At 64.6% G+C, this 24,011-nt stretch carries 20 protein-coding genes; 12 read left to right on the top strand and 8 right to left on the bottom strand.

The features are described 5' to 3' along the window. Positions 1-238: 238 nt before the first annotated feature. A complete protein-coding gene (locus WBA38_RS09430) occupies positions 239-2,095 on the bottom strand; it encodes a YhgE/Pip family protein (RefSeq protein WP_424294509.1) in 1,857 nt (618 codons plus the stop codon). Positions 2,096-2,272: 177 nt separating this feature from the next. Continuing rightward, positions 2,273-2,608, bottom strand: a complete 336-nt coding sequence (locus WBA38_RS09435; protein WP_424294510.1) for a hypothetical protein — start codon at positions 2,606-2,608, stop codon at positions 2,273-2,275. Positions 2,609-2,730: 122 nt separating this feature from the next. Here WBA38_RS09435 and WBA38_RS09440 point away from each other — a divergent pair, with 122 nt between their 5' ends. Continuing rightward, on the top strand, positions 2,731-3,288 hold the full coding sequence (locus WBA38_RS09440) for a TetR/AcrR family transcriptional regulator (protein WP_424322555.1): 558 nt from the start codon (positions 2,731-2,733) through the stop codon (positions 3,286-3,288). 39 nt (positions 3,289-3,327) lie between these two features. Here the strand turns inward: WBA38_RS09440 and WBA38_RS09445 are convergent, their stop codons facing one another. After that, entirely contained in the window at positions 3,328-4,806 is a 1,479-nt protein-coding gene (locus WBA38_RS09445) for an aldehyde dehydrogenase (protein WP_424322556.1), read from the bottom strand. Then, positions 4,803-5,942, bottom strand: a complete 1,140-nt coding sequence (locus WBA38_RS09450; RefSeq protein ID WP_424294146.1) for an NAD(P)-dependent alcohol dehydrogenase — start codon at positions 5,940-5,942, stop codon at positions 4,803-4,805. The genes WBA38_RS09445 and WBA38_RS09450 overlap by 4 nt, the downstream gene beginning before the upstream one ends. A 202-nt stretch (positions 5,943-6,144) precedes the next feature. Between WBA38_RS09450 and WBA38_RS09455 the strand changes: the two genes are divergently transcribed. The 8 genes from WBA38_RS09455 to WBA38_RS09490 all read left to right on the top strand — a co-directional run bounded on the left by WBA38_RS09455 (position 6,145) and on the right by WBA38_RS09490 (position 15,231). Then, entirely contained in the window at positions 6,145-6,954 is an 810-nt protein-coding gene (locus tag WBA38_RS09455) for a crotonase/enoyl-CoA hydratase family protein (RefSeq protein ID WP_424322569.1), read from the top strand. Beyond that, a complete protein-coding gene (locus tag WBA38_RS09460; protein WP_424322557.1) occupies positions 6,951-8,117 on the top strand; it encodes a thiolase family protein in 1,167 nt (388 codons plus the stop codon). The genes WBA38_RS09455 and WBA38_RS09460 overlap by 4 nt, the downstream gene beginning before the upstream one ends. Further along, complete coding sequence (locus WBA38_RS09465; protein WP_424322558.1) at positions 8,114-8,521, top strand: Zn-ribbon domain-containing OB-fold protein; 408 nt, start codon at positions 8,114-8,116, stop codon at positions 8,519-8,521. The genes WBA38_RS09460 and WBA38_RS09465 overlap by 4 nt, the downstream gene beginning before the upstream one ends. A 2-nt stretch (positions 8,522-8,523) precedes the next feature. Further along, the gene (locus WBA38_RS09470; protein ID WP_424322559.1) at positions 8,524-10,140 is read left to right on the top strand and encodes an AMP-binding protein; all 1,617 of its coding nucleotides are present in this window, start codon (positions 8,524-8,526) and stop codon (positions 10,138-10,140) included. Between the two features lie 9 nt (positions 10,141-10,149). Continuing rightward, positions 10,150-11,367 carry a cytochrome P450 gene (locus WBA38_RS09475; protein ID WP_424322560.1) on the top strand — a complete coding sequence of 406 codons (1,218 nt, stop codon included), beginning with the start codon at positions 10,150-10,152 and terminating at the stop codon, positions 11,365-11,367. A gap of 13 nt (positions 11,368-11,380) precedes the next feature. After that, positions 11,381-12,541 (top strand): acyl-CoA dehydrogenase family protein, encoded by a 1,161-nt coding sequence (locus WBA38_RS09480; RefSeq protein WP_424322561.1) that lies wholly within the window; start codon positions 11,381-11,383, stop codon positions 12,539-12,541. A 76-nt stretch (positions 12,542-12,617) separates the two neighbouring features. Further along, entirely contained in the window at positions 12,618-13,289 is a 672-nt protein-coding gene (locus WBA38_RS09485; RefSeq protein WP_424322562.1) for a TetR family transcriptional regulator, read from the top strand. Positions 13,290-13,587: 298 nt separating this feature from the next. Continuing rightward, positions 13,588-15,231, top strand: a complete 1,644-nt coding sequence (locus WBA38_RS09490; protein WP_424322563.1) for an AMP-binding protein — start codon at positions 13,588-13,590, stop codon at positions 15,229-15,231. Between the two features lie 110 nt (positions 15,232-15,341). On the opposite strand, the gene WBA38_RS09495 is transcribed toward WBA38_RS09490, so the two are convergent. Continuing rightward, positions 15,342-16,946, bottom strand: a complete 1,605-nt coding sequence (locus WBA38_RS09495; RefSeq protein WP_424322564.1) for an FAD-dependent oxidoreductase — start codon at positions 16,944-16,946, stop codon at positions 15,342-15,344. A gap of 173 nt (positions 16,947-17,119) precedes the next feature. Between WBA38_RS09495 and WBA38_RS09500 the strand changes: the two genes are divergently transcribed. Together WBA38_RS09500 and WBA38_RS09505 are read left to right on the top strand one after the other, a co-directional pair. Next, a complete protein-coding gene (locus WBA38_RS09500; RefSeq protein ID WP_424322565.1) occupies positions 17,120-17,911 on the top strand; it encodes an enoyl-CoA hydratase/isomerase family protein in 792 nt (263 codons plus the stop codon). A 53-nt stretch (positions 17,912-17,964) separates the two neighbouring features. Further along, positions 17,965-19,230 carry a uracil-xanthine permease family protein gene (locus tag WBA38_RS09505; protein ID WP_424294512.1) on the top strand — a complete coding sequence of 422 codons (1,266 nt, stop codon included), beginning with the start codon at positions 17,965-17,967 and terminating at the stop codon, positions 19,228-19,230. Here the strand turns inward: WBA38_RS09505 and WBA38_RS09510 are convergent. From WBA38_RS09510 to WBA38_RS09520, 3 genes are all read right to left on the bottom strand, one after another. Continuing rightward, a complete protein-coding gene (locus WBA38_RS09510) occupies positions 19,217-19,369 on the bottom strand; it encodes a DUF1059 domain-containing protein (RefSeq protein WP_424294513.1) in 153 nt (50 codons plus the stop codon). The genes WBA38_RS09505 and WBA38_RS09510 overlap by 14 nt on opposite strands. A 492-nt stretch (positions 19,370-19,861) precedes the next feature. Continuing rightward, positions 19,862-20,761, bottom strand: coding sequence for a hypothetical protein (locus WBA38_RS09515; protein ID WP_424294514.1), 900 nt, complete (start codon positions 20,759-20,761; stop codon positions 19,862-19,864). 495 nt (positions 20,762-21,256) lie between these two features. Beyond that, positions 21,257-22,534, bottom strand: a complete 1,278-nt coding sequence (locus tag WBA38_RS09520) for a pyridoxal phosphate-dependent aminotransferase (protein ID WP_424294515.1) — start codon at positions 22,532-22,534, stop codon at positions 21,257-21,259. A 36-nt stretch (positions 22,535-22,570) separates the two neighbouring features. On the opposite strand from WBA38_RS09520, the gene WBA38_RS09525 reads away from it, so the two are divergent. Continuing rightward, the gene (locus tag WBA38_RS09525; protein ID WP_424294516.1) at positions 22,571-23,983 is read left to right on the top strand and encodes a PLP-dependent aminotransferase family protein; all 1,413 of its coding nucleotides are present in this window, start codon (positions 22,571-22,573) and stop codon (positions 23,981-23,983) included. The last annotated feature ends 28 nt before the right edge of the window (positions 23,984-24,011 follow it).

Here is a 24,011-nt window from a genome sequence, read left to right on the forward strand (position 1 = left end):
ACCCGACCCACCACGCGGAGTTGTTGCCGGTGAACGGCCCGCACGGGCCGCCGGCTCCGGAGGATTCTCGGCTCGAGGCCCACCTCGAGCGCCTGTTGGGGGCGTAACCCGCCCGACCAGCCGGACACCCCGGCCGGTCGGGGGATTCGTCGTGCGCCCATCCGGGTGACGCTTGCCGCAAACGCAACTGCGCCCCGTCTCCGAGTTGGAGACGGGGCGCAGCTGTGAGGCAAGAGTGCTAGGCCGGGGCCAAGACCTGCGTCGGGCTGTCGTCGGTGGTCTGACCGTCGGTTGACTCCACGAACTTCCGCCGCTGGTAGCGGGTTGCCGCGAAGGTTGCGACGGCACCAACTACGGCGATCAACAGCAAGCTCACGAAGGTCGGCCAGAAGCCGGACACGCCGTTGAAGGCTGCGATGTATCCGTGCTGGACCAGCGTCATCGGGGAGATCCAATGCAGCCACTGGAACGGCGCCGGGACGGTTTGGACCATCCAGATACCGCCGTACGAGAACAGTTGCAGCATCATCCACGACAATGAACTCAAGGCTCCAACCACATAGCCGAACAGGGTAAACAGCACTGAGATCAGAGCCACGTTCATTAGCGTCGCCGCGATGGAAATTAGGATCACTTGCCACAGGTGCACCGGATCGGGCGCCGGGCTCAGTGCCAACCACGCACCGATGCCGACAACCAAAACACCAGCCAAGCTGATCGCGCTAACGAGCAGGCCTCGGCGGGCTGTGGCGCGGAAGTTGCGGGGCGTCTCGTCCTCGTTAACGAAGCGCCATCCGCGGAAGCTCATGAACGCGATGATCGGGATTAGCATCGTCGCGATGATCAGGATGATCGTCGCGCCGCCCGGACCGAAGAACTGTGCCTGGGCAATGTGCTTTGTTTCCTTGGCGACCGGCGTCGAGATCAGCTGGGCCAGCGAAACGCGGGCAGCTTCGTCGCCGAAGTCGGGTGCCTTCTCCGAGCCCGCGACCAATCCGGTGCTGAGCTTGGTGGCACCGGCGTTGAGCTTGTTGGCGCCGTCGCCGACCTTCGCGACACCGGCCTCGAGCTTCGTCAGACCAGCGGAGAGTTCAGCCGAGCCGGAGGCCAACTGTGCTCCACCGTCGACGAGCTTGTTGACGCCACCGCGGTACTGAGCGTTCGGATCGGTGAGTTCGTTCGCGACCTGGCGGCTACCGGCCTGCAGCGCCTTGAGGCCTTCGATCAGTTCGGTGACCTTCGACAACTGTGCAGAGTTCGGGACTGCGGCCTGCGCCTGCTTGAGGAGCGCCTCAACCTCGGCGAGCGGGATGTTGCCAGCAAGGCGTTCGATGCCGTCGGCGATCTGGGTTGCGCCGTCGCCGAGCTTGTCAGTTCCAGCCTGCAGGGTCACGAGACCTGCGGACAGCGTGCCTGCGCCAGCGGCGAGCTTGGCTCCGCCGGCCGCGGCCGCGGCTGCACCCGGCTGCAGTTCGTTGTTGATGCCGTCGGACAGGGTCTTGGTTCCGTCAGAGAGCTGAACCGATCCGTCTGCCGCAGTCCGGAGACCGTCGCCGAGCGACTGCACGCCGTCTACGAGCCCGCCAACCGTGGTGGTTGCGACACCCTTGAGGACCGACTGCTGGATCTTCTCCATTGCGGCGCCACCGATCTGGGAAGCCTTCAACGTGTTGTAGTCGTTGAACGTGACCGTGATCAGTGCGGGTGCATCAGCGACGGTCGCGATAGTGCCGAGCGTTTCGCTGAAGTTCTCCGGGATTTGGAGGACAAAATAGAAGCTGCCGTCGCGCAAGCCCTGGGAGGCCTTCTGCGGGCTGACGATCTCGAAGCCGAGCGGCTTCGACTTCATCAAGCTCGCGGTGACGCTATCGCCCGCTTCAATCTTCTCGCCGTCTTTGACGAAGCCGGTGTCGCTGTTGACGATCGCGACGGGCATCTGGTCGACCTTCTTGGTCGGATCCCACAGAACCCACATATAGACGGCCGCTAGGACCAGGGGGATGGTGACCAGAAGGGCAATGATCAAGCGGACGAGCCGCGACCTTTGCATCTTTGGCAGTGGTTGCGCGGTGCTCGGTGGCTGCACGGTTGACATGGGCTGCTCCGGGAAATCAGGCATCGGAGCGCGCCAGGCGTTCTCGGGACTTTGGGTCGTCAAGTTTGCGGCGGCCCGAAGCTTCGGGAATATCGGGGTAAAGGTAGCGAACCCGTCACTAAATTACCCGTCAGTAACGAAGGTTACCTCAATCCGACCAATCGCGCCTCCGCGTACCTACTTGTCGATGAGTTCGCGAGCGGGGTTGTCGTTGCGGTACAGGTTCATGTACTCCGAGACGCGGGCTGGTCGCTCGGTTGGCACCAGTAGGTGCGGGCTTGGGTATGCGCCTTTGGCTTCGAGGCGGCGGTTCACCGTTGCCTGGTTTGCCATGGCGATGAGCGATGCGACGAGGAGAACGGCCCAGGCGATGGCAGTTCCCACCTTCATGGAGGTGGACATGTCGAAGGCCAGGCTCATGAGGAACAGGCAGAGCAAGATGAACTGCGCCAGCATCAGCACGTAGCCGATGAATAGCGGGATGACCTTCGCGTCGCGTTGGGTCGAAGACATGTGGAGGCCTCCTGGGTGAAAGAATGTCAGACGCTCCGGTTGAAACGCTACATGTAGCGTAGCGATACAGTTGGTGTAGCGTCGAATCGTATGTTTCTGATCACTCGACGGTGGGGGTTCCAATGGCGACACCGCGCTCCGCTGGCTCGGCGAAGATTGCCGATGCTGCGCGTGAGCTCCTGAGGACCAAGGGGCCGTCGGCGGTCACGATCGAGCGGGTTGCCGCGAATGCGGGCGTCGCGCGGACCACCGTGTATCGGCGATTCTCCGATCGGCACGAGATGCTGGCCGATGCGCTGAAAGAACTCGCCGATCCGCCCGGCCCCGAGGAGCACGACATCTCCGGCGAGGGACGACTCCGGTGGGTAGTGGAGCATGCCTCGGCGATGATCCTCGAGGGGATCGGTTTCGGCGGTTTCGCGGCGCTGCTCTCGAATGCCGACCCGGCATTTTCGGCCACTTTCCGAACCGTTTTGCAGGTGCATCGTCGAGCCTTGGCCGAAGAACTCGCGGCTGGGATCGACGACGGTTCACTCCGCCTGCACGGAGACATCGAGACGATGGTCGATTCGATCGTCGGTGCCCTGCTCGCCGAATACGGGCGGACCGGCATGATCGCCGACGATTGGGCGGATCGGCTCGTCGCGCTGCACCGGGGTGTGGTTGTGGATGGCCGATAGACAAACGGGGCAGTAGTTCGCTACCTGAGCCACGCCCGGTCAGGGAAGGTAGACCGACTTGTACTGCTGGTAGGCGAGCAGTCCTTCGGGCCCGAGTTCACGGCCGAGACCACTGTCCTTAACGCCGCCGAACGGGCTGCCGTGATCCATCGTGTAGCAGTTGACGCCGATACTGCCGGTGTCGACGCGGGCGGCCACCGACCGGCCGCGGTCGAGGTCCGTGGTCCACACGGTGCCGCCGAGACCATAGTTGGAGTCGTTGGCGATCCGGACCGCGTCGTCCTCATCGTCGAACGGGATTACCGAGAGCACCGGACCGAAGATCTCCTCGCGCGCGATGGTGAAGCTGTTGTCGACGTCGGCAAATACGGTTGGTTCCACATAGTGGCCGCGGTCGAAGTCGGCGGGCCTGCCGCCGCCGGTGGTGATGCGCGCTCCGGCCGCTACCCCCTGCGCGATGTAGTTCTCGACGATCTCGCGCTGGCGCGCGGTGGCAACCGGGCCAATGATGGTCGATTTGTCGAGCGGGTCGCCGATGGTGAGGCTTCGAGCCATCTCGGTGAGACCGTCGACGAACTCGTGGTAACGCGGACGTGAGACCAGGATTCGAGTGCAGATGTAGCAGCTTTGGCCTTGGTTCATCAGGCTCACGGCGAACATTGATTTCAAGGTGCTCGGCAGATCGGCGTCGTCGAGCACGATGGCCGCCGACTTGCCGCCCAGTTCGAGGGTGACCGGTTTCAGTAGTCGGCCGCAGGTCTCGGCGATCCCGCGACCTGCATCGGTAGAACCGGTGAACGCGATTTTGTCGACGTCGGGGTGAGCCACCAGGTGGGCGCCTGCGACTCGACCCGATCCGGGAACGATGTTCAACACTCCGGACGGTAACCCCGCCGCGATTGCGGCTTCGGCAACGACCATCGCGTCGAGGACGGTCTCCGACGACGGTTTCATCACCACGGTGCACCCCGCGGCCAGGGCGGGGGCGAGCTTGAAGAAGGCGAGGGTCTGCGGGAAGTTCCACGGGATGATGGCGCCAACCACCCCGACTGGATTTCGCTGGACTTCGGTGCTGCCAAAGACCTGCGACGTGCGGTTTTCCGGCCCAGGATCGGCACGCACGAGGTCCGCGTAGTAGCGCAGCACAGTACTCGGCACGGTGCCTTCGACGGCGGAACTGAACCGAATCGGCATTCCGTTTTGGGCGCTGACTCGCACGGCAGTCTCCGACTTGCGCGCGCTGAGTTCGTCAGCGAAACGATCGAGGGCGGCGGCGCGGCGTGACGGCTCCCACTGGGACCAGCCCTGCGGGTCGTCGAAGGCGCGCCGGGCGGCCGCGACTGCCCGGTCGACGTCGGCCTCGGTTGCTGCCGGGACCGTGCCCAACGGCAGTTCGGTGCTGGCAGACGACACGGTGATCCGTGCGTCGGTGGTCGGCGCGATCCATTCGCCCCCGATAAACAGGTCGGGGTAGGTCAGCGGAGAAGTGGAGACGGGAGTTGGTGAAGCGGTGCTCATTGCTGGTCCTTAGTGAATTTGGGTGTGCCCGGGGTGGACGACGCAGGTTTGGGGATGAGTACGGGTTTGATCACTCGCCCGGAGTTCATCGCCTGCTCTGCGGCATCGATGGCGCTGAGCGGGAACGTCTCGATGAGGTCGTCGAACGGGAAGCGTCCGGCCTGCCACAGTTCAATGAGCCGCGGAATCAGTTGGTGCGGGGAGGCGTCGCCGACCAGGATCCCCTTGACGGTGCGCCCCAAGGCGAGTTGGTTCGGCTGCAGCACAAGCGGTTTAAGTTGTACGCCGACGCATCCGCAGACGCCACGCATCCGCAGTGCATCGATCGCCGCCGTGATGACTTCTGGCACGCCGGTGGTGTCGAGGGAGAAGTCGAGTCCGTCGGGGGCCAGCGCTTTGATGGCACTGGTGAGATCGCCGGAGTCGGAGACGACGGTGTCGGTGGCACCGAACTTTTGCGCCAGAGCGAGCCGATCGGGGTTTCGGTCGACGGCGACGATTCGGGTAGCCCCGGCCACCCGGGCGGCCATGATGGCCGATAGGCCCACCGTCCCGGTTCCGAAAACCGCGAGGCTGTTGCCCGGGCGTACGTCGAGCGAAGTGAAAACCGAGCCGGCACCGGTCATGACGCCACACGAGAGTGGGCCGAGCAGTTCGATCGGTAGCGAGGGGTCTACCGGCACCGTGTTGGTTGCCTTCACAACGGCGTACTCGGCGAACGACGACTGCCCGAACCACTGGCCCATGACCGCTTCGCCGTTCTCGTCGCGGATCGTCGTAGATCGGCCCGCACGGTACCCAGACATGTTGCGCGGCCAGAACTCTCGGCAGTAGCCGGGCTGGCCGTCGCCGCAGTTCCGGCACTGCCCGCAGTGGTCGAAACTCAAGATCACGCGATCGCCGACGGCCCTATTGGTGACGCCGGGACCGACGGCGACGATGGTGCCAGCACCCTCATGTCCGACGACGATCGGCGGCTTGGCCACGGGGGTGCGGGGCAGAAAGTCGGTGTGGCAAATGCCGACACCCGCAATCTGGACGACGACCTCTCCGGCGGTCGGTTCGTTCACCTCGACCGTCTCGATCTGAAACGGACCATCGGCAGCGCGTAGTACTGCAGCCTGCGTGGTAACCATGTCTGCCCCTTCGTTGGACGAGTCACCGAACGCTGTTGGGTGGAACCCTAATAGGTAAGTGACCGAACGTACGGTCAGTAACTAAACCGCATGAACCTTGGGTGAGTCAATGGTCCTCAAATGGTTGACTGACCGTCCGTACGGTCATAGGATGCGAAGTATGGCAAATCCAAGCGTCGACACGGCGGAAGCGGGGGCGAACATGACGGAATCGGAAACGGCGGGCGTGCTCGACGAGCGGCCGGCCTACCTCCGTAAAGAGGGTCACATCGCGATCATCACGATGAACCGGCCCGAAGTGAAGAACGCGGTTAATGCCGCGATGTCGATCGCACTCCAGGGCGCCGTGGACGAATTCCTCGCCGACCCGGAACTGCGTGTTGGCATCCTGACCGGCGCGGGTGGGGACTTCTGCGCCGGAGCAGACCTCAAAGAGGTCGCCGCCGGCCGATCACTACTCGGCCCCGATCAGCGTGAACGCGGGTTCGGCGGAATCATGCAGCAACTCATCGACAAGCCGCTGATCGCGGCCGTCAACGGCTACGCCCTCGGTGGCGGCACGGAGTTTGTCCTGGCCTGCGACCTCGCGGTGATGAGCGAAAATGCGCTACTCGGCCTGCCCGAGGTTCGACGCGGCATCATCGCGGCCGGCGGCGGACTGCTCCGCATTGCCCGCCGCATGCCGCTGTCGATCGCGCTCGAAGCCGTCATGACCGGTACCCCCATCTCGGCGGAGGAGGCGCTCCGCTGGGGGCTGGTGAACCGGGTGGTTCCCGCAGAGCAGGTCCTTGATGCGGCGCGCGAACTCGCCACGATGATCGCGGCCAACGCGCCGCTGGCCGTACAAGCAAGCAAGCGAGTGACATACGAGAGCGCGGCGCTGTCGGATTGGGACGAGCAAGCGTGGCGGGTCAGTGGCCGCGCCGCGTCGAAGATCATGCGCACCGCCGACGCCAAAGAAGGTCCGCGGGCATTCGCGGCCAAACGGTCTCCACGTTGGGAAAGCCGATGAGCGCGCACGCGAAAGCCGCGATCGCCGGTCTCGGACTCACCGACGTCGGCAAAGTGTACGGGCGCAGCGCCACCGACTTCGCCGCTGAAGCGGTACGCCTGGCCGTGGCCGACGCGGGCCTGACCGTGGCAGACGTCGACGGCCTACTCATGAGCCCCGGAACCAAGGGGTCGCCGAAACTGTCCCTGCAGAAAGTCCTCGGGCTCCGCGATCTGCGGCTGCTCTCCGAAATCCATGCGCTCGGCGCTAGCCCCGCGGTGATGGTGTCGGCGGCCGCCCAAGCGATTGCCTCCGGCGAGGCGACCACCGTGGTGTGCGTTTTTGCGGACGCACCGCTGCGCGAAAAGGGATCGGCCCGCGACGCCTTCGGAAAGCAGCGGCAGGTGCCTCAGGGTTTCGCGTCGTACCACGTCGGGATCGGGGCCATTACCCCGAATCTGTTCTACGCCATGGCCGCCCGCCGACACTTCGAGACTTACGGCACCACCAGCGCCCAACTCGGATGCATCGCGGTAGGGCAGCGGGCGTGGGCGGCGCATAACCCAGACGCGCAGTTCACCGCTCCCATCACCATCGACGATCATCAGTCGTCACCGCTGATCGCAGACCCGCTGCATCTACTGGATTGCTGCCTCGTCTCGAACGGCGGTGCCGCAGTCGTGGTGACTTCGGTCGAGCGGGCGCGCGACCTGGCGCGTCCGCCGGTAGACATCCTCGGATGGGCGCAGGCGCATCCGGGACAGGTCCTCGACCCGGCGTCGGGCTTTGGGTTGCGAACCGGAGCGGCGGTGGCCGGTCCCGCTGCGTTGCAGATGGCCGGAGCAACCGTCTCCGACGTCACCCTGCTTGAGCTGTACGACAGCTACACGTTCACGGTGCTGGTGACGCTCGAGGACTACGGCTTCTGCGCGAAGGGCGAAGGCGGGGCATTCGTCGAATCTGGCGCACTGGCACCGGGGGGAGCGCTGCCGTGCAACACCGGCGGTGGACAGCTTTCGAGCTATTACCTGACCGGATTTACTCCGATTGTCGAAGCCGTGATGCAGGCCCGCGAGCACGCGGGGTCACGTCAGGTCGACAACACCGACGTGGTGATGGTCAGCGGCAGCGGCGGAGTTCTGGAACACCATGCCACGTTGATTCTGAGCGGAGAAGGCCGATGACCACGACCGATGCGATGCCCTCGATGCGACGCGACGGGAAGAGCGAGGTGTTCTTCGACGCCGCCGCGCGCGAGGAACTGATGATCAAGCGCTGTGACCGCTGCGCTGCGGCGGCCGCTCCCGAAGCGACGCTGTGCCCGCAGTGCGGTGCCTCGGACCTGTCATGGGTGCCGGGATCAGGCGAGGCAACGTTGGTCACCTGGACCACGGTGCACAAGCCGCCCAATGCGGCATACGCCGGCGCGGTGCCGTACATGGTCGGCGTCGTCGAGCTAGCCGAGGGCCCGTGGATGTACGCGAGCATCAGCGGCCGCCCGGAAGCGGGAGCAGTCCTGCACCTGCAATTTGTCCATCCCGTCGACGGCGAGAGCTATCCCGTCTGGCATACCGAGAGCGGAGTGTAAGCATGACCGAGTTCGACATTGCGACCTTCCACGAGGCGATCGCCGACCGGCTTGCCGATGAACCGTGCGTCATCGACGGCGATCGCGTCTTCACCTGGCGCGAGACCACCGATCGGACCCGGCGTTTTGCGGCGGTGCTGAGGGCTCACGGTCTCGGTGGGCGACGCGACTCCGTCGATCCGTGGGAGACGGGCCAAGACCACTTGGGTATCTACCTGTACAACAGCGCCGAATACCTCGAGGGCATCCTGGGCGCGCACAAGGCGTCGGTGGCACCGTTCAACATCAACTACCGGTACACCGCCTCCGAGCTCGCCTACCTGTTGCGTGATTCGGGTGCATCTGCCGTGCTCTTCGGTGGACACTTCGCGCCGACGCTGATCGATGCGCTGGACCAGCTTGAGCAACAACCGGTACTGATCCAGGTGGACGACGGCAGCGGCGCGCCGCTCGTCGACGGGGCGATCGCCTACGAGGACGCGTTGGCGGGCGTCGACCCGGAGGCCGGGGAGCCCGCGTCGTCGCCGGATGACCGCCACATTCTGTACACCGGCGGCACCACCGGCATGCCGAAGGGGGTGATCTGGCGGATCGGCGACCTTATCGCCGGGCCGCTCGGTGTGCGGAATGTCGCTGACCTGGACCAAGCGGCCGAGCGTGCCCTGACCAAGCGAGGCCGGGTGCTGCCCGCGCCGCCGCTGATGCACGGGGCGGGTGCCGGGATTGCCCTCGGTGGATGGCTGTCGGGTGCGACCGTCGTTATCCAACCCTCACCGGAACGATTTGACGCACCCACCGTTCTCGACACCTGCGCCGAGCACCACGTCACCACCCTGTCGATTGTCGGCGATGCCTTCGGCGCACCGTTGGTGTCGGAACTGGTCGCAAACCCCCGGGCTTTGCCCGCCCTGAAACTGATCGTCAGCAGCGGGGCGGCACTCGGTGAAGCGACGAAAAGCCAGCTCGCCGAGCTGATTCCGGGCGTTCGGATCAGCGACATGCTTGGCTCGTCGGAGACCGGCTTGCATGCTAAGCGCGCAGCCCCCGCAGCCGGATCCGGAACCGCGTCAGCAGGGTTCACCGCACGCGGCAACACGGCCCTGATCGACGAGACCCGCACGCGTGTGCTCGACGAAGGCAGCGACGAGACCGGATGGCTAGCCCAGGGCGGACCCATCCCGGTCGGCTACCTCGGCGACCCCGAGAAGACGTCGGCCACGTTCGTCACGATCGGCTCGCGCCGCTACTCCATCCCCGGGGATCGGGCGCGATACACCGCCACCGGCGAATACGAGTTCCTCGGTCGGGAGTCGACGACCATCAACACCGGGGGCGAGAAAGTGTTCGCCGAAGAGGTCGAACAGATTGTCCGCGGACTGCCGGAGGTTCGCGACGCGGTGGTCGTCGGACGGCCAAGTGACCGGTGGGGCCAAGAAGTCGTGGCCGTCTATCAGGCCGACGACCCCGCCGTGACCGAACAGCACCTTCGCGACCAATGCCGGGCCGACCTGGCCGGCTACAAGATTCCCAAAGCTTTTATCCGCGTCGACAAAGTGGCGCGGCACGCCAATGGCAAGGCCGACTACGCGTGGGCCAAGGCCATCGCGACCGATTCCTAAGGAGTACCAATGATTCTCACCATTCCTGACTTCGGAAGCCCCGACACCTACGTCGACGGCTACCCGTATGCCGAGGTCGCAGCGCTGCGCCAGGACTCACCCGTGGTGTGGGTTCCCGAACCCGAGGGGAAAGACTTCGCGGGCGGCCCCGGGTTCTGGTATCTGACCAAGCACGCTGACGTGATGGCGGCCGGCCGCCGACCCGATCTGTTCAGCTCATACGAAGGCGGCACCTGGGTTCGAGAGGTCAGTGCGGCCGAACTGGCGATCCAACGGCAGGCAATCCTCAATATCGATCCGCCGATGCACACCCAGATGCGAAAGATCATCAGCAAGGCCTTCACGCCGCGCGTGGTGAACGGCATGGCCGAGTCGATCGAGGCGCACGCCGACTCCATCGTCGACAGTCTCGGTGACGGTGGCGAAGTGGACTGGGTGGAATCAGTGTCGTCGGAGATGCCGCTGCTGGTGCTGGCCGACATCCTGGGGATCCCGTCGGAGGAGCGACACCTGCTGTTCGACTGGACCAACCGGATGGTCGGCTTCGACGACCCGGAGGTCGTCGACAAGGGGTCGTACGCGTCGGCGTTCCGCGAACTGTTTGCCTATGCTCGCGCGCAAACTGACGCCAAGCGTGCCAATCCCACCGACGATGTGTGGAGCCTGGTCGTGAACGCGGAGGTCGACGGTCGTCGTCTCACCGACGACGAGTTGGACCGCTTCTTTCAGTTGCTGGTGATTGCCGGCAACGAAACCACCCGAAACATGATCAACGGCACGGTGATGCTGCTGTCGGAGCATCCCGACCAGTTCCGCATGCTGCGTCAGGACCCCGAACTGATTCCGTCGGCAATCGAGGAGGTGCTGCGGATGTTCCCGCCGATCCTGCAATTCCGTCGGACCTGCGTGCAGGACACCGAGTTCGGTGGCCAGCAGATGAAGGCAGGCCAAAAGGTGGTGCTGTCGTACGCGGCGGCAAACCGAGATCCCGAGGTCTTCCCCAATCCAGACACGTTCGACATCACGCGGGCGGACAACCCACACCTTTCGTTTGGGTTCGGAACCCACTTCTGCCTCGGCACCGGCGTGGCGCGGCTGGAAGGGCGGACCCTCCTGAGCAAACTGATCGAACGGTTCTCGACCATCGAGGTGGCCGGTCCGCCGTCGCGCCTGCGGTCGAATTTCGTCAACGGTGTCACGGCGCTTCCGGTCCGACTCGAACGCTAGGGCGGGAGCACTGATGGTGGTTAACTCAGCTGACCCTTTTGAGACCGACGAACGTCGGGCATTGCGTGCGCTAGTCGCAGCCTTCACTGAGCGTGAGGTTGCACCGAACATGGACACCTGGGAGCAAGACGGCAGCGTGCCGATCGAACTTCATCGGGCCGCTGCGAAGTCCGGCCTGTTGGAACTGGGATTTCCCGAGGCGGCTGGCGGCGCCGGGGACTACATCGATCTCGCGATCCTGATCGAGGAATTGATCGGGCATGGCGGTAGCCCGGGACTGTGCGGAGCACTCCTGACCCATACGATCGCCGCGCCCCACATTGCCGCGGCCGGCGATCCGGAACAGATCGCGAAGTACGTCCGTCCCGCACTGGACGGTCGCAAGATCGGCTCCCTGGCCATCACCGAACCCGGTACCGGATCAGACGTGGCCGGGGTGGGGACGGCGGCGGTGCGCGACGGCGATCACTACGTGGTGAATGGTGCAAAGACATACATCACGTCCGGAACTCGAGCGGACTTCGTGACCACGGTGGTGCGGACCGGCGGACCGGGACACAGCGGGCTGTCGTTGCTGATTGTCGACACCGACACTCCAGGATTCTCCGTCGGACGCAGGCTGGAGAAGATGGGCTGCCGTTGCTCGGACACCGCTGAACTGCACTACGACAATGTGCGGGTGCCCGCGGCGAACCTTGTCGGTGCGGAGGGGACTGCCTTCAAACAACTCATGACTAGGTTGGACGGTGAACGCCTAAACCTCGCGGTTCAGGGGTATGCCACCGCTCAACGGGCGCTCGACTTGGTTCTTCCATGGGTGGAGGATCGGGTGACGTTCGGCGCGCCGCTCGCGAGCCGCCAGGTGATTCGGCACAAGATTGCCGAGATGGCCACGCAGATCACCGTTGCCCGTACTTTCGTGCGCGACGTTGTGGCGCGGTACGTTCGCGGCGAAGCGGTGAGCGTCGAGGTCGCGATGGCGAAGAATACTGCCGCCCAAACGTGCGAGTTCGTGGTGCACGAAGCCGTGCAGATCTTCGGCGGAATGGGCTATGTGCGCGAGAATGAAGTTGAACGGCTCTACCGCGACGGTCGGTTGCTCAGCATCGGCGGTGGTGCCACCGAGATCATGAACGAGGTGATCTCGAATCGAGTTCTCTCGCGGGCACGGTGAACGGTTGGCCAAGCCGCTGACCCGGTGAGGGTAGGGTTTCTTCGGACAGCCAAACGTCGAAGGCGGTGTATGAAGCGTGGCTAGACCGGTGGGTCGGCGAGTGGAAATCCTCGATACCTTTATTCGGCATGTTGCCGATGTGGGTTACGAGCGGGCGAATCTGGGCGACGTCGCCAAGGAACTGGGCATGTCGAAGGGGACCATCGTCCATCACTTCGGCACCAAGGCGCAGATGCTGCGTGAGCTCGAAGAGAACTACATGACGAGCCAGCTTGAGGCTGTTCGCTCGCTATGGGAACGCCTTGAGCGGCCCGAACAGCGGATCGCGGCGATTATTGCAGCGTCGGTGTACTTGCAGGTGGTGTCGAGAGACGCCACGTTCGCCAGTCAACGTGAAGTGGTTCAGTTGGCCGACGACCCGGAGATGCAGCAGGTACGACGACTGCGCCGCGAACTTCAGGCGATGAGCGCGCAGGAGATTGACCGCGGCGCTGATGACGGCGTGTTCCGTCGGGTCGACTCGGAGATCGTGACCATGCAGGTGTGGGGGTCGGTGCAGTGGATGTGGGTTTGGTTTGAACGCCGCGGTGACCGCACCCCGGACCAGATCGCCTCGACGTTCGTCGACATGATTCTCGGCGGCCTTCTTGCTGATCGGGCAGCCCTGGCCGATTTGGCGTCGCCGGACGGCGAGGTCATGACGGTGGTACGCGATGTCTTTGACTACGTCGAACAGCCCACGGCGTGAGGCGGCCGCTGTGGCGGGCAGCTAGGTGATCGAGTCCAGTTCGGATCGATGATGAAGACCCTTGTGAAGCGGAGTCGGCGAGTGATTCTCGCCGACTCCGCTTTGTCGTGGGCGCTGGTTGTGACGGCAGCTTCGAGCGAGGAGGTTTGCTTCCGAAACTAGCCTTCAACCTAGTGACTGTACGGACGGTCAGTGAGATAGTGATGTGACTGACATCGCAGAGAACGGGCTCGGAAGCCCCGCCAATTTAATCAACGGCGCGTCCCGAACCCGACAGTCCTCATCACCAGGAGATCCCATGGCAGAATTCAGTACCCTTCCCGAGGCGTTTCAGTCTCGGGTGGCTGCAAACCCCGACGCTGCGGCACTGAGCAGCTTCGACGGAAGCCACAGCTATACATGGGCCGAGTACAACGCAGAAGTGCGCCGAATGGCGGGCGGGCTCGCGAAGTTGGGCCTCGGCCGGGGCGATGTTTTCGCCTGCCTGCTGACCAACCGGACCGAGTTCAATCTCGTTGAGATGGCCGCCAATCACCTCGGTGCCACCACCTTCTCCATCTACAACACCTCGTCGGTGGATCAGGTGAAGTACCTGCTCGAGCACTCCGGCGCATCGATCCTCGTGACCGAGCGCCAGTATGTGGCCAAGGTGCACGAGTCGGGGGTGGCCGTGGGACACATCTTGGTGGTCGAAGACGGCGATCTCGATACGTTGAGCCCCGCCGACGACTTCGACTTCGAAGCGGTGTGGAAGGCAGTGCAGCCCGATGACGTACTTTGCATGATCTACACCTCGGGAACCACCGGTCCACCGAAGGGTGTGGAGCACACCCATCGCGGTGTTCTCGGGATGGGGAATGCGCTGACCTCAGTGTTTGAAATGCGGGACGGCGACCGGGTGATCTCGTACCTGCCCGCAGCTCACGCCGCCGACCGATGCATCACCTACTACTTCGGGGTCATCAACGGCGTGCATCTGATCACGCTTAACGACATGGCGCAGCTGCTGCCGACGCTGCTGAAGGTCCGGCCCACCATCTTCTCGGCGGTGCCGCGAGTGTGGGAGAAGCTCAAGGCCGGCGTTGAGGCGAAGCTCGCCGCGAACGACGACCTGCGCGCCGCTTTCGATGCCGATGTCCCGGAGGTCATCGAGGCGATCCGCGTGCAGTTGGGGCTCGAGCAGGTTCGTTGGGCCATGTCCGGCGCGGCGTCGTGCCCGCCCGCGGTGTTCGCATTTATGCGAAAGCTCAAGGTTCCCGTCACCGACATTTGGGGTATGTCGGAGGTCGGTATGGTGACGGCGGCCCCGCCGGAGTTGGCGCGCGTAAGCACCATCGGCACGCTGCTGCCGGGCTACGAGGCACGTGTCCTGGCGGACGGTGAGCTGCTCATTCGAGCCCCGTTCACGATGAAGGGATACCGCAACGACCCGCGCCAGACCGCCGAAGCCAAGGATGCGGATGGCTGGGTGCACACCGGCGATGTTGTGACGGTGGACGAGGACGGCTACTACACGATCGTCGACCGCAAGAAGGAACTCATCATCAATGCGGGCGGTAAAAACATGTCGCCGACCAATATCGAGAACGCGATTGTGCCCCAGTCGCCGTTGATCGGCACGGTGTACGTGGTCGGTGATCGTCGCCCGTACAACGTCGCGCTGATCACGCTGGAGCCGACGGCAGCGCAGGAGTTCGCGGTCGACCGCGGGCTCACCGGCGAGCTCGCTGACCTCGCGCAAGTCGACTCCGTTCGCGATGCGGTGCAGGCGGCCGTCGACGTCGGCAACGGGAAGCTCTCGCGAGTGGAGCAGATCAAGAAGTTCGCCATCCTGCCGGTCTCATGGACCGAGGGTGGAGACGAGTTGACGCCCACTGGCAAGCTGCGTCGAAAGTCGATCTACGCCAAGTACGTCGACACAATCGACAAGCTCTACGCGTAAGCAAAAGGGCAAACTGGGGATTGTGCGCGAAGGAGGCCGGCCGGTGCGAAATGCACTGGCCGGCCTCCTTTTGGTTGGTTGATACGGCTTGGTTGGTTGATGTGGCGCGATCAGCGCGCCGGGTGCGGTGACTTCACCCTCGGCCTGCCCTGTAGGGCCCCGGCGGCTCGTTCGGCGTCGTCCATCTTTAGCCAGGCGGCCTTGTCGATGACGGTGGGGCACCGGTCGCGCACGAGGTCGCTGATCCCCTCGCGGGTCCGGGTTGGCGTCCGCAGGGTGCCGCTGTTGAAGTCGGCGAGGAGGGCGTCGACGGTCTCGGCCGCGTCGGGCTTGTTGGAGCCGATGCCGCCCTGCGCGCCGCGTTTAATCCAGCCGGTCACGTAAACTCCCGGTTCCACCCGGCCGTTTGTGTTGGGGACAACGCAGGCCCCATCGTCGAACGGTAAGCCAGCGATGGGTTGGCCGCGATAGCCGATCGCGCGCAGCACGAGCCCGGTCGACAGTGACTCGGTGTTGTCGGTGGGCTCGATGCGCGTGCCGTCAGGTGACGGCGCGGGACGGTTGAGCGTCAAATCGATGGTTGAAACGCGGTCGTCTCCCGCAAGGCGCTCGGGTGATCGCAGAAACTGAAAGACGATGCGCTTGGATGCCTCGGTCCTGGTCCGACCGGCGTATTCGCGAGCGAGGTCGAGTTTGAGCGATGCTGGAAACGCGGCGTCGGCCGCTACTCCCTCGAGGTCGGCGGGGTCGACGATGACGTCGACGTCGGGCAGGTTTCCGAGTGCTAGGAACTCGGGGGAGGTGAACGCGGCGTCTGCCACGCCGCGTCGCCCGACGATCACCACTTCGCTGATGCGGCTCTGCTGCAGCGCCGCCAGGGCGTGGTCGGCGATATCGGTGGAGGCGAGACGGTCGTGCGGGCTGCACAGAATCCGGGCCACGTCGAGCGCGACGTTTCCGTTGCCGATCACCACCGCGCGCTCGCCGCTGAGGTCGAAGGTGCGGTCGGCGTAGTCGGGATGACCGTTGTACCAGGCGACAAACTCAGTCGCGGAGTGACTTCCGGGCAGATCCTCGCCGGGGATCCCCATGCGTTTGTCGGCGGACGCGCCGACAGCGTAGATCACGGCGTGATAGTGCTCGAGCAGTTCGGCGTGCGTGATATCGCGTCCGACGTCGACGTTCAGGTGAAACTGCACTGAATCGCGGGCGAGCGCAGCGGTGAAGCCGTCGGTGATTTCTTTGGTCTCCGGATGATCCGGCGCCACTCCGTACCGGACCAGACCCCACGGCGAGGGTAGGCGATCGAAGATGTCGATCTCGACGTTCCCGCGGGACAGCAGGTCTTCGGCGGTGTAGCCCGCCGCCGCACCCGCCCCGACAATTGCCACCCGGAGTGGTCCGGCTTCGTGCGACGGTCGTGCCGGTTTGGAGATCGGTGCGGAGTCGGGGACCAAGGGGTGCGATTGGAAGTAGTCGGCGTTGATCTTCGGATACTTCGACAGGGAGTCGGCCAGCGACTCCGTGGGGAAGATGGCACCAACCGGGCAAGCGTCCGCACATGCCCCGCAGTCGATGCAAGTGTCCGGTTCGATGTACAGCATCTCGGCCGTGGCGAAATCCGGGTCGGACGGCGTTGGCCGGATGCAGTCGACGGGGCACTCATCGATGCAGGTCGCATCGTTGCAGCACCGCTGAGTAATGACGTAGGGCATGAGAACTCCTTATACTGACCGAACGTACGGTCAGTCTAGCGTCGAGTAGACCGCTTGCTCAGGCCCTGAACGGAAAATTGGGCTAACCCAGCGTTGGTGACCGGACGTACAGTCAGTATGATTTGGGGTTAGGTCAGCCACTGAACAGCGGTCGAGAGTGATGGAGGTGCGCGGTGAATGCGGAGAAATCCAATAGCGACGATGTGGTGATGGTGGATTGGCCGGAGCCTGGCATCGGCGTCCTGACATTCAACCGGCCGCATCGCAAGAATGCGATGAGCCCGTCTTGCATCCCGCATCTCGTAGACGCGGTGAACACGCTCGCCGCCGATCGCGAGGTGCGCGTAGTGATCGTGACCGGTGCTGGCGGCGCATTCTGTACCGGCATGGACCTGAGCCGACTCGATGAAATGGCACCGCGCGAGGTCGAGCCGACGGTCGCGTGGATGCAGCAGCTACACGCGTTCTCGGTGGCGCTCGCGAGCATTCCGCAACCGACAATTGCGGCCGTTCCCGGACCCGCGATAGGCGGGGGCCTGGGGATGGCACTCGGCTGCGACCTGCGGATTGCCTCGCCGACAGCCAGATTTGGTGCCACCTTCGCGAAGATGGCGCTCGGCCCGGACGCCGGCGTCTCCAAGACCCTGGCCCGTATCGTCGGCGAGGCGAAGGCTCTCGACATGCTGCTCACCGGCGAATTGATCGGTAGTGAGGAAGCCCTGCGGCTGGGACTGGTTACTCAGATCGCGGACGACGCGCTCGGCGAAGCACTGGCGATAGCGAGGCGATGGTCGGAGGTTCCAGGGTATGCATCACAGCAGATCAAGCGCGCGATGCGCCTCAGTGCAGACGCCGACATCCAGACGACGCTGATGGAGATCGAGCCACAAACCCAAGCCGAACTGATCTGTCATCCCGACTTCTTCACCAACGCCGCTGACTGGCTGTCGGGCCACTCTGGCTAGGCGTCTACGCGTTGCGCCGTCTGGGCGGGGCTCAACCAGATAACCTGCGACCCATGCTCACGTGGAAGCCAGTGTCGTCGGACGCTGCCGTCGTTGCACCTGATGAACGACTGTCGTGGCCGCGAACCATCGGCATTGGCGCGCAGCACGTTGTCGCGATGTTCGGCGCGACGTTCCTGGTCCCGGTTCTGACCGGATTCCCGCCAGCGACAACCCTGCTGTTCTCCGGCATCGGCACCGTCGTTTTCCTGCTCATCACCGGGAATCGGGTGCCCAGCTATCTGGGGTCGAGCTTCGCGGTGATTGCCCCGGTGCTCGCGGCGGTCGGATCGCACGGCACCGGAAGCGCGCTGGGCGGGCTCGTCGTCTTAGGTGCGGTACTGGTGGCGATCGGTGCGGTGGTGCATTTGGTCGGTACGCACTGGATCGATGTTGTGCTTCCGCCGATTGTCACCGGTGCCGTGGTGGCGCTCATCGGTTTCAACCTCGCTCCGGCCGCCAAAGACAACTTCGAGAAGGGGCCCGTCGTCGGCGTCGTGACCCTGGTGTTGATGGTGGTGGTCCTGGCGTTCTTCCGTGGCCTGATCGGCCGGCTGGCGATTTTTATTGCGGTGATTGCGGGCTATCTGCTGGCATTGGCGATGGGCGATGTTGATACGTCCGCGATTGCAGCTGCCCCGTGGATTGGCCTGCCAGATTTCGAGACCCCGACGTTTCACCTGGCCGTTCTGCCGCTGTTCCTTCCGGCCGTGATCGCGCTGGTCGCGGAGAATATTGGACACGTCAAGTCGGTTGCGCAGATGACCGGTCACGATCTTGACCCGGTGACCGGCCGCGCCCTGATCGGCGATGGCCTCGCCACGATGATTGCCGGTGCTGGCGGCGGTACCGCGACCACCACCTACGCCGAGAACATTGGCGTCATGGCGGCCACGCGCGTTTACTCCACCGCCGCGTACTGGGTTGCGGCGGCGGTCGCGATTGTGCTGTCGCTGTGCCCGAAAGTCGGCGCGATTATCTCGGCCATCCCACCGGGTGTGCTGGGCGGCGCGACGGTCGTGCTGTACGGGCTCGTCGGCATCCTTGGTGTCCGGATCTGGCTTACCAATCACGTCGACTTCTCCCAGCCGATTAATCAAATGACCGCAGCCATCCCGCTGATCATCGGCATCGCCGACTTCACCTGGCAGATCGGCGATCTCACGTTCACCGGGATCTCACTCGGCTCCGTGGCCGCCCTGCTCGTCTATCACGGCATGCGGCTGATGAAGGCCGCGCGCGATGCGGTCGGCGGCGACAAGATCCCTAGTGGGCCATGAAGAGGATCTCGTTGCGCGAGTAGTCCTTTCCGGGATGGTCTTCGGCTAGGTGCTCCTGGGCCTTCTTGACGATGTCGTCCTCGTTCTCGCCTTTGAGTGCCACGCCGCACGGGCAGTTCAGTCGGGTCTTCTCGCGCATGATTGCCGCCTCTCCGTCTTCGACGATGGTGTTTCCACAGTCTTGTGTTTCTGGTGCCACGGGCCGGTGGCACTTGGCACCAAGGATAGTCGCGTGGGGCATTCGCGTAGTTCGGCTGGGTAACGGTGGGTAGTTTCGCGTTGGCGACGTGACTCTCGCCGGTGATGAAGAAGTGCTGGGCCAGATCGCACCTAACAGCGACCGGGTAGGCTCCGACCAGCCGTTCCGCCGCATCGATCAGGTTTGCCGGTCCGGGAGCCAGGCATTCCCGAGCACTGGGGCGTAGGGGGTCGGAGCGGCGGCAGACCGACGCTGACGGCAATCTCGGCACCAACACCGAAAATCGCGGTGCGCCTCGACCCGGACACCTACTCGTCGTTCCGTAGTTCGGTAGAACTGCGCGACCCACGGCCCGCAGATCTTGCCACTTACCGGCAGATGATGGTCAACCTCGATCCGCCCGATCACTCGCAGTATTGAGCGATTGTCCCGTCAACGGAAGTACTTCTGGTAGCGGGCGTAGGGTACCTGGCCCGTGGGGCTGGCTTCGATAGCCCGCGCGACGACCGGCGGGATCGGCGTCCAGTAGGCAGGCATCGCCGCAGCGAGTCGGGGACTGACGATGTAAATGAGTGCAAAGTTCACGATCCACAGCGGGGGAGCCATCGACATGCCGACCGTCGACTTGACGCCGCCCTTGGTGTTGGTCACCAACTGTGCTGTGCCCGAGATCTGCTGCGCGACAAAGCCAAACGGCACTTCCACCGTGTACGCCGATCGGTAAAGCGCGGCCAGGGTGTGCGTGGCGCCATTGGCACGCAACCACTGGCCCACATACCCGCCGGGTGCGATCAGCGTATTGACCTGGCGGGTTGGCGCGTCGGCGTTGGCGGGGCTCTGCAACTGTCCCCGCGTGTTCACATAGACGCCGTAGCTGCCGAGCACTGACTTCGTGACCTGGCCGTCGATCTTGGACAGCATGGGGCGTCCGACGGTGTTGGTGAGGATGAGGATGGAGGCGTCGATGGTCTTGGCGGCCTGACGGTTGCCGCCAGCCCCGCGACCGCTCACCAGGTCGCGGGACTGTTTCTCCGACAGTGCATCGTTGCGATGCAGGCCGATCCTGGCGGCGATCGCGTCCGCGGCCTTCTGGCCGAGCGGCTGATTGAGCTGCCCGGGCCTGGTCAGCTTGGTCGGCGCGACGTATTCGAAAGCTGGCGCACCGGAGAATGGGAGCGCGAAACCGGTGGTCGATGACGGTGCCGCATGCGCGGCCGGGACTCCAGTGAGGGAGAGTATGCCCACTGTTAGCAAGGCCAGGAATGCCAGGCGTTGGGCGGAACGCACGCCACGCCGCTCACGGAAGTTCTGGAGACGCTGTGATCTGGACATTGGAAGTCCTTTCAGACATGCTCGGCGGGTGAACTCATCACACACCACGGACGCGCGGATCGCAGGAGTTCCGGCATCACGGCGGTGGTTTATCGCATCCCCGAACGGACCGCGGCAACGCCTTAACGGGTGAGTTCGGTTAGCTTCCCCAGCGTGTCGACGAACTCCTCGATGTCGTTAACCACAGTCTTCGTCGCGTTGGATTCCTGCATTAAGCCGACGCACTGGCAGACGCGTCGTCTTTGCTGGGTTGCGCGCGAGCCGGGGACTCGATGAGGCGATCAATGTCGTCAGCGCGGCGGCACCCCTGGGAGACACGGTTCTCGAGTTCTTTCTCACCCGGGGCCTGGGAATCACCTGCGGTTTGAGATTTGCCTCTCCCTTCCGCTCGACGGCAGCGGAGGGATGTCGAGGTGGATCTACCGACGCGTTCGCGTACTTCCTCGGCTTCCGCTCCGTCTGGGACGGAGCGAAGACCAACGAACTACGCGAACGTCAGCCTCGCTGGCTGCGACGTTCCAGGTATCCGGCGATCGACGACACTGCTCGCTCCAGCACCGCGCCTTCGGGTAGGCAGACGATGCGGAAGTGGTCGGGCTCGGGCCAGTTGAAGCCGGTGCCGTGGGTTACCAGGATGTGTTCGGAGCGGAGGAGGTCGAGGACAAATTCTTCGTCGCTGTCGATGCCGAAGAGTTCCCGGTCGACGCGGGGGAAGCAATAGAGGGCGCCGCGTGGCGGAACGCAGCTCACTCCGGGGATGGCGTTGAGGGCGTCGGAGGTCAGGGCGAGTTGCTTCTCCAAGCGGCCGCCGGGATCGACGATATCGGTGGGCATCGGCGAGCCCGGCGTTCCGGCGTTCAGCGCCATCGGGATCGCATATTGGCCAGCCACGTTGGGGCACACACGCATGTTGGAGAGCAGGGTGATGCCCTCGAGGAGGTCGCGGGCGTTCTCCACCGGACCGGTCGCGACAACCCAACCGGCGCGGTAGCCGCAGACGCGGAACGATTTCGACAGACCGCCGAACGTCAGACAAAGAACATCGTCGCCGGCGGCGAGCGCGGCATGGTGATGGCGTGCATCGCCGAAGACGAGGTCCTCGTAGATCTCGTCGCTGAGCAGCACCAGGCCGTGTCTGCGGGCGATGTCGGCCATGCCGCGAACAGTCTCCGCGCTGTACACGGCGCCGGTGGGATTGTTCGGATTGATCATCACCAACGCTGTGGTCCGCGGGGTCACCTTCGACTCGATGTCGGCGAGCGACGGATTCCAACCGTTCTCCTCGTCGGCCAAATAGTGCACAGGCACGCCGCCGGTGAGGTTCACCGCACCTGTCCACGTGGGGTAGTCCGGGGCGGGCACCAAGATCTCGTCGCCGGGATTCACAAGCGCCTGCAAGGTCAGGGTGATGAGTTCGCTGACGCCGTTGCCGAGGAACACGTCGTCGGGCGACACGTTGGGCACGTTGCACCGCTGGTAGTGATTGGCGACGGCCTCGCGGGCGGGCAGGATTCCGCGGGAATCGGAATATGCCTGAGCCGAACCGAGACTCGCGGCAACGGCGTCGACGATTTCCGGTCGCGCGTCGAGCCCAAACGGGCGCATGTTGCCCAGGTTGAGTCGGAGTACGTCGTGGCCCTCGGCTTCCAGGCGCATGGCCTCGGTGAGGATGGGGCCGCGGACGTCGTAGCGGACGTTGCGGAGACGGTCGGACTGGCGGAAAACCTTCATGGCGTCATTCCACCCGGAAAGTGGCGGCGCTGGAAGGTCCATTTCCCGCAATTTTGGGGGACCACTTAGGGTGGTCGTATGGCGCGCACTGTTGGTCCGGGTTCCCTCGTCCTCGGGGACGTCTCGGGGGCTGCCGATCTGGTGGGGGCCATCGTCGACCGGATTGCCGACGGAGCACTCTCCGACGGTGACCGGTTGCCGTCGAGTCGTGCGCTTGCCGAACAGTTGGGGGTGTCTCGGGGGACAGTCGTGCGGGCGTTCGATGAGCTCGCGGCCGCGGGTTTCATTGTCGCCGTGCACGGTTCGGCGACACGGATAAGCGACGGGGCCGGTCAAGCTGCGCGAGCCGGGGCGCGGACTCGCGAAGTTCAAGACCCGGCGTCGGCGACCGCGTTTGTGCCGCGGCAGGGGCGACCGTTGCGCGACCTACGGCCCGGCATCCCCGATGCGACGTTGGTGGACGAACGCGCGTGGCGCAGTGCCGTGCGGAAAGCGGCGGCGGAAGGGCTGGCCGGGCTGAACCCTTGGGAGGAGCCCAGTCCGCGGTTGCGTACCGAGTTGTCCGGACACCTACGACGGCACCGCGGTATGGGGGCTGCCGACCCGATGCTGTTCGACAGTTCGCGTTCGGCCATTGCGGCGCTGTGTGCGGCGTTCGTCGCAGAGGTGGGGGACGTCGTATTTCATACCGAAGATCCGGGGTATCGCGGCGCAGTGCTGATGGCTCGTGAGCAGGGGCTGCAGGTGCGGTTCCACCATGTTCATCCCGACGGTATCGATGTGGCCAATCTCGGTGACCAGCCCGCGATCGTGTTCACGACCCCGGCGCACCAGTATCCGCTGGGCCATCGCATGAGCGTCGATCGGCGGGTGTCGCTGGTGGAGTGGGCGCGTCGTACGGGTTCGTTGGTGATCGAGGACGACTACGACGGTGAGTTCCGCTACGGCGTCGCGCCGCTGCCCGCGCTGGTGACTTTGCCGGGTGCCGCCGAGTCCGTGGCTTACGTCGGGACGTCGTCGAAGTCGTTGGCACCGGACCTCCGGGTTGCGTGGTGTGTGCCGCCGAAGGCGATGCGGCGGTCGGTGGAGCGGTGGTTGGCGGTGCATCGGCGCGGGCCGTCGTCGTTGCCGGCGGATGCGTTGGGCCACTTCATTGGTTCGGGGGCGATGGACCGTCATTTGGCTCGCGCCGCCCGCGTCTATAGCGATCGTCGGAGCCGGTTGGTGGCCGCGCTCAAACGCGAATGCCCCAACCTCGCGGTGACCGGTGTCGAGGCTGGCCTGCACTTATGTGTTCTGCTACCGGGATACGACGACGCCGATGTGGTTTCCGCTCTCGAAGAAGCCGGTTGGCGTACGCGCTCCCTGAGTAGCCAGTCGGGACGGTATCCGGTGGCGGGGCTGGTGCTGAACTACTCGCGACTTGGTGGCCGTGATGCGGAAGAGTTCGCTGGGGCGCTGCGGGCGGTGCTGGGGGCAGGGGGGAAGTAGGGGACCGGCCGCGTTCGGTCGCCTCACG

It is taken from the genome of Gordonia sp. (in: high G+C Gram-positive bacteria) (assembly GCF_049647785.1).
GTDB lineage: Bacteria > Actinomycetota > Actinomycetes > Mycobacteriales > Mycobacteriaceae > Gordonia.

What these genes read in the sequence shown, in the direction of transcription:
- WBA38_RS09430 (WP_424294509.1), bottom strand. Translation starts at nt 2,095, where the DNA reads ATGTCAACCGTGCAGCCACCGAGCACCGCGCAACCACTGCCAAAGATG.
- WBA38_RS09435 (WP_424294510.1), bottom strand. Translation starts at nt 2,608, where the DNA reads ATGTCTTCGACCCAACGCGACGCGAAGGTCATCCCGCTATTCATCGGC.
- WBA38_RS09440 (WP_424322555.1), top strand. Translation starts at nt 2,731, where the DNA reads ATGGCGACACCGCGCTCCGCTGGCTCGGCGAAGATTGCCGATGCTGCG.
- WBA38_RS09445 (WP_424322556.1), bottom strand. Translation starts at nt 4,806, where the DNA reads ATGAGCACCGCTTCACCAACTCCCGTCTCCACTTCTCCGCTGACCTAC.
- WBA38_RS09450 (WP_424294146.1), bottom strand. Translation starts at nt 5,942, where the DNA reads ATGGTTACCACGCAGGCTGCAGTACTACGCGCTGCCGATGGTCCGTTT.
- WBA38_RS09455 (WP_424322569.1), top strand. Translation starts at nt 6,145, where the DNA reads ATGACGGAATCGGAAACGGCGGGCGTGCTCGACGAGCGGCCGGCCTAC.
- WBA38_RS09460 (WP_424322557.1), top strand. Translation starts at nt 6,951, where the DNA reads ATGAGCGCGCACGCGAAAGCCGCGATCGCCGGTCTCGGACTCACCGAC.
- WBA38_RS09465 (WP_424322558.1), top strand. Translation starts at nt 8,114, where the DNA reads ATGACCACGACCGATGCGATGCCCTCGATGCGACGCGACGGGAAGAGC.
- WBA38_RS09470 (WP_424322559.1), top strand. Translation starts at nt 8,524, where the DNA reads ATGACCGAGTTCGACATTGCGACCTTCCACGAGGCGATCGCCGACCGG.
- WBA38_RS09475 (WP_424322560.1), top strand. Translation starts at nt 10,150, where the DNA reads ATGATTCTCACCATTCCTGACTTCGGAAGCCCCGACACCTACGTCGAC.
- WBA38_RS09480 (WP_424322561.1), top strand. Translation starts at nt 11,381, where the DNA reads ATGGTGGTTAACTCAGCTGACCCTTTTGAGACCGACGAACGTCGGGCA.
- WBA38_RS09490 (WP_424322563.1), top strand. Translation starts at nt 13,588, where the DNA reads ATGGCAGAATTCAGTACCCTTCCCGAGGCGTTTCAGTCTCGGGTGGCT.
- WBA38_RS09495 (WP_424322564.1), bottom strand. Translation starts at nt 16,946, where the DNA reads ATGCCCTACGTCATTACTCAGCGGTGCTGCAACGATGCGACCTGCATC.
- WBA38_RS09505 (WP_424294512.1), top strand. Translation starts at nt 17,965, where the DNA reads ATGCTCACGTGGAAGCCAGTGTCGTCGGACGCTGCCGTCGTTGCACCT.
- WBA38_RS09510 (WP_424294513.1), bottom strand. Translation starts at nt 19,369, where the DNA reads ATGCGCGAGAAGACCCGACTGAACTGCCCGTGCGGCGTGGCACTCAAA.
- WBA38_RS09515 (WP_424294514.1), bottom strand. Translation starts at nt 20,761, where the DNA reads ATGTCCAGATCACAGCGTCTCCAGAACTTCCGTGAGCGGCGTGGCGTG.
- WBA38_RS09520 (WP_424294515.1), bottom strand. Translation starts at nt 22,534, where the DNA reads ATGGACCTTCCAGCGCCGCCACTTTCCGGGTGGAATGACGCCATGAAG.
- WBA38_RS09525 (WP_424294516.1), top strand. Translation starts at nt 22,571, where the DNA reads ATGGCGCGCACTGTTGGTCCGGGTTCCCTCGTCCTCGGGGACGTCTCG.